The sequence below is a fragment of the Acidovorax sp. KPB24-03 genome, assembly GCF_057546605.1.
In genome coordinates this window covers 1-4,906 of the sequence record NZ_BAAJYR010000260.1, presented here as the reverse complement: position 1 = coordinate 4,906, position 4,906 = coordinate 1, and the positions used below count along the sequence as shown (strand labels likewise).

At 70.4% G+C, this 4,906-nt stretch carries 5 protein-coding genes; 2 read left to right on the top strand and 3 right to left on the bottom strand.

What is annotated here, in order from left to right:
* Window positions 1–284 precede the first annotated feature (284 nt).
* Window positions 285–1,280 carry an adenylate/guanylate cyclase domain-containing protein gene (locus tag AC27KI_RS18670; RefSeq protein WP_487115212.1) on the top strand — a complete coding sequence of 332 codons (996 nt, stop codon included), beginning with the start codon at window positions 285–287 and terminating at the stop codon, window positions 1,278–1,280.
* Window positions 1,281–1,490: 210 nt separating this feature from the next.
* Here the strand turns inward: AC27KI_RS18670 and AC27KI_RS18665 are convergent, their stop codons facing one another.
* A complete protein-coding gene (locus AC27KI_RS18665; protein ID WP_487115210.1) occupies window positions 1,491–2,045 on the bottom strand; it encodes a hypothetical protein in 555 nt (184 codons plus the stop codon).
* Window positions 2,046–2,124: 79 nt separating this feature from the next.
* The gene (locus tag AC27KI_RS18660) at window positions 2,125–2,835 is read right to left on the bottom strand and encodes a haloacid dehalogenase type II (RefSeq protein ID WP_487115208.1); all 711 of its coding nucleotides are present in this window, start codon (window positions 2,833–2,835) and stop codon (window positions 2,125–2,127) included.
* Between the two features lie 175 nt (window positions 2,836–3,010).
* Here AC27KI_RS18660 and AC27KI_RS18655 point away from each other — a divergent pair, with 175 nt between their 5' ends.
* Window positions 3,011–4,252, top strand: coding sequence for an MFS transporter (locus tag AC27KI_RS18655; protein WP_487115206.1), 1,242 nt, complete (start codon window positions 3,011–3,013; stop codon window positions 4,250–4,252).
* A 9-nt stretch (window positions 4,253–4,261) separates the two neighbouring features.
* Here AC27KI_RS18655 and AC27KI_RS18650 read toward each other — a convergent pair.
* Window positions 4,262–4,906, bottom strand: a 645-nt coding sequence (locus tag AC27KI_RS18650) for a phosphatase PAP2 family protein (RefSeq protein WP_487115204.1), incomplete at its 5' end; no start/stop codon positions are given.

Below are 4,906 nucleotides of genomic sequence, written 5' to 3'. Positions count from 1 at the left end.
CGGCACGGGCGGATGACGCTGGCCCGGCAGGGGGCGAAGGCGCCATAGGGGAGAATGGCCGCCCGCCTTGACCATGGCAACGCGGGCCCTCTATGCTTGGCGTGCGAGCGCCTGCCGCGCGGCCGGGTGCCCTCCCGCCCTCCCTGCGAAGAAGGCCGGCGCGGCGCCCGCAGTTCCCAAAGGCCACCCCGAAGAGAAAGCACCGCGCTCCCATGTCCTCTTTCCCCCCTGGCGACGCCCCGGCACCCCCCCTCCCGCACCCGCAGACCTCCGTTCCCCCTTCCTTGCCCCCCGCCGCCGGCCCGCACCTGCAGCCGCGCGAGGTGACGCTGCTGAAGATCGGCCTGCGCGACTTCTCCCAGCTGGCCGCCCAGTTGCCGCCCGACCAATCCCTGGTCTGGGTGGAGCGCATCCTGGCCTGCCTGCACGGCGTGCTGGCCCGCTACGGCGCCGAGGTGGACCACCTCACCGGCGATGCCGGGGCGGTGGTCTTCGGACTGGCAGCGCCCGCCGATGCGCCGGGCGCCGATCCGGCCAGGAGCGGTGGCCCTGACGACGACGTGCACCGCGCCGCCATGTGCGCGCTGGCCCTGCAGATGGCCACGCGCGATCTCAACGACGCCTTCCTGCAAGACCGCCTGCCGTCCATCTACCTGGGCATCGGCATCGCCTGCGGCCCGGCCCTGGTGGGGGGCTTCGGCGGTGCGCCGGGCGTGCGCCAGTCGCCCGTGCTGCTGGGCGACGTGGTGGTCGAGGCCCAGCAACTGCGCACCTTCGCCCTGCGCGGGCAGGTGCTGGTCAGCGAGGCCGTGTACCAGCGCTGCTGGAGCATGGCCTCGGTGGCCCCGCCCATGCAGGTCTTCGTGAAGGGGCGCGACGAGCCGCTGTCCATGCGCGAGCTGGTGGCGGTGCCCAGCCGCAAGCTCAAGGTGCCGCGCCAGGAGTTCCGCCGCAGCCACCGCGTGGAGGCGCGCCTGCCGTGCAGCTGGCAACTGGTGCAGGACGGCATGGTCATGCCCCATGCCGTGCCTGGCATCCTGCGCGACATGGGCTACCACGGCGCGCTGCTGGAGCTGAACGGCACCGTGCCGCTGCATGGCGAGCTGCGCCTGGCCTTCGACCTGCCGCTGGTGCACTACCCGGCCCGGGACGTGTACGCCCGCGTGGTCACCCTCAAGCCGGTGGGCGATCAGGTGCTGGCGGGGGTGGAGTTCACTGCCACCAGCGCGGAGTTCGATGCGCGCGTGCGGCGGTTCGTGCAGGGGATGGTCGCGGGTTGAGTATTCGGTAATCCGGAAGAGGCTGCGGCCTGGCAATTCATCCGCCGTCTTTGTCTTGGTCCAAAAAGTGGCCGAAACTCTGCGAAAGAAGATAAGGAACCATGGACCCCGCCACCCACCACCAGCTCGACTGCCAGTAGGCGATGGCCCAGCAGGCCCAGGCAAACCAGATTGTTGCCGTTTGGAGATAGTCGGAGGGTTTCCGTTTGCTCATCGGGTGACCTTAACGCCGTTGAGTCCCCATCTCACATACACCAGGTAAGGAAGGATACGTGCCGTGCCCGCTGGCGTGGCCAGCATGATCGGAACCCGGGCCTGCGCTGCCACGATCAGATTGGTGGGCCGCCCGATGCGCGCCATATAGACACCTGGACCATAGATGCCATGACGGGGGAAAGCGCTGGCTCGGATCACTCCGGTGCGTGCTATCCCTGCAGCACCGGCTGTCGTAGTGAAGTGATTCAGGTTCTTGGGCAGAGCGGCGAAGCCATAACCTGCCGTTCCGAGCGTGAGTGCGGTGGTTGGTGCTATTTCGGGTGTCCATAACACCGCGACAGCGCCGGGGACGTGTGCCAATGGAGCCCAAGGGCTTCTGGAGTTCACCGCGATGTCGGCCCAATACTGCGCCGCGTTGTCACCGGCCAGCGTCGAGGCCCGGTACAACTGCTGGAGTTGGAGGATGAACCGGCGCATCGGGCCTGGATCGGATATTTCGACGGGCTTGCTGCAGCCGTCGCGTCGACACATCAACGTTTGTTTGGTCATCCATCCCTCGGCACTGTGGTTATACGGTGAGCTTACCTGCCGCCGTCCCACGTGCGATGCTGGCGCCTCGCGTGCCGGCTTACGCGCCCAGTCGCTCTGCCAGCCCCACCAGACTCTCCGCATGCCAGTCGTTTCCCGCCTGCGGTGACACGTCCTTTGGCCTAGCCTTTCCAAACTCCCATGGCCGCTCGATGTAGGCCGTCCGCAGCCCGCATTCCCGCGCCGCCGCCAGGTCCTCGTGGTGGGCCGCCACCATCATCACCTGCCCCGGCGCCAGGTCGAACGTGCGGGCCACGCCCTGGTACACCGAGGGATCGGGCTTGTACGCGCGGAACACTTCGGCGCTCAGGATGCAGTCCCAGGGCAGGCCGGCCCGCTTGGCCATGTTCGTCAGCAGGCCGATGTTGCCGTTGGAGAGCGTGGTGATCGTGTAGCGGCGCTTCAGGCGCTGCAGGCCTTCCACGCTGTCGGGCCAGGGGTCGAGCCGGTGCCACACGCGGTTCAGGTGCTGGCGCCCGGGCTCGGTCAGGTGCTGCAGGCCGAAGCGGGGCAGCAGGCCGTCCAGGATCAGGCGGTGCAGTTCGTCGATGCGGGTCCAACCCAGTTCGCCGCTGCGCACGCGCTGCATGGCGGGCTGGTAGCCCTCGCGCCAGGCCAGCGCGAAGGCGTCGGCGTCCACCTGCGGATAGAGGGCCTGCACCTCGCGCACGATGCTTCCGTGCCAGTCCACCACGGTGCCGAAGATGTCGAAGGCCAGCACGCGCACGCCGTGCCAGGGTTGGTCGTTCATGGGGACTCCTTGGGGGGATGGATGCAAAGAGGATTCGCGGGGCCGCAAGGCCGCTGCCGCCAAAGCATAGCGGCGCGTTCTGCGATGTCCCCCGGCCTGCGGAGCGCGGCGGAGCGTGATATGGTCTTCGGCCTGCGGGTTAACCCTGATCTGCTTGCCCGCCAGCCGTTCCTCCATGACCACGCCTTCGATTCCTCCCCCTTGCGCCGACGCCCCGGCGGCCGCTATCTCTCCCACTGCCCCTGCGCGGGACGACCGCACGCTGCTGCGCGCCGTGCTGGCGCTGGGCCTGGGCGGGTTTTCCATCGGTACCGGCGAGTTCGTCATCATGGGCCTGCTGCCCGAGGTGGCGCGCGACATCGGGGTGAGCATTCCTCAGGCGGGCCATGTCATCAGCGCCTATGCGCTGGGCGTGGTGATCGGCGCGCCGGTGCTGGCCGTGCTGGCGGCGGGCTGGGGCCGGCGGGCATTGCTGATCGCGTTGATGGGGGTGTATGCGCTGGGCAATTTCGCCTCGGCGATGGCGCCCGGATACCTGTCGCTGAACGTGCTGCGCTTCGTGACGGGGCTGCCGCACGGCACGTATTTCGGCGTCGCGGCGCTGGTGGCGGCGTCGCTCGCGCCACCGGGGCGGCGCGCCCACGCGGTGGGGCTGGTGATGCTGGGGCTGACCGGGGCCACCCTGCTGGGGGTGCCGATCGCGGCGTGGCTGGGGCAGGTGTTCGGCTGGCGCGCGGCGTTCGTCTTCGTGGGGCTGATCGCGGTGGCGGCCATGGCCATGGTGCGCCGGGGCGTGCCCTACCAGCCGCCGGCCGAAGGCGCCAGCCCCTGGCGCGAGCTGGGCGCCCTGCGGCGCAAGCAGGTGTGGCTCACGCTGGGCATCGGGGCGATCGGCTTCGGCGGCATGTTCTCGGTGTTCAGCTACATCAAGCCCACGCTGACCGAGGTGGCCGGGCTGCCGCTGCCCGGTGTGCCGCTGGTGCTGGCGCTGTTCGGCGCGGGCATGGTGGCGGGCAACCTGGTGGGCGCCCGCCTGGCGGACAAATCGCTGATGCGCACGATCGGCGGGCTGCTGCTGTGGTCCATCGTGGTGCTGGGCGGCTTCGTGTTCGCGGCGCACCATGTGGTCACGGCGGCCGCGGCGACATTCCTGCTGGGCACGATCGTCGCCATCGGCCCGGCGCTGCAGATCCGGCTGATGGATGTGGCGGGCGAGGCGCAGACCCTGGCCGCGGCCCTCAACCACTCGGCCTTCAATTGCGCCAATGCGCTGGGTGCCTGGCTGGGTGGCGTGGCGATCACGGCCGGGCTGGGCTGGACGTCCACCGGCTGGGTGGGCGTGCTGCTGGCCTTGGGCGGGCTGGCGGTGTTCGGGTGGTCCCTGGCGGCGGACCGCGCCGCGCGCAGGGCGGGCTGACGCCCCCCCTCAAGCCACGGGCGTGGCGCGTGAGCGCCGCCAGTGGCCGATGCCCGACATCACCATCACGCAGCACACGAGCCATGCCCCGCCGGTGAGCCAGCCGGCGAGCACGTCGCTGGCAAAGTGCACCTGCAGCACCACGCGGCTCCAGCCCACGGTGAACACGGTGGCCACCGCCACCAGCACGGCCGGCAGGTGCCAGCGCGCGGGCAGCAGGCGCAGCGCCAGATAGGCCAGCATGCCGTAGGCCACCAGCGAGCTGCTGCTGTGCCCGCTCGGAAAGCTGAAGCCATCGGCCACGGCGATCTCGTGCGTGTGCACCGGCCGCACGCGTTCGAAGGTGTGCTTGAAGCCGCGCGTGAGCAGCCCGTTGCCGGCCAGCGCCGCCGTCCAGCCGATGGCCAGCAGGCGGTCACGGCGCAGCCAGAGGGCGGCGGCCACCGCCACGGCCAGCACGGTCAGCACGGCGGTGTCGCCGGCGTGGGTCAGGTTCGCGAACAGGGTGAGCGTGGCCACGCTGGCGGTGGCGCGCAGCGTGGCGGCCAGGGTGTCGTCGAACAGGGCCCACGCGGTGGGCGCGGCCCATTCCTCTGCGATGGCGGCCAGCGCCTGCGCGCACGCCAGCAGCAGCAGGGCAGCCACGCACAGGGT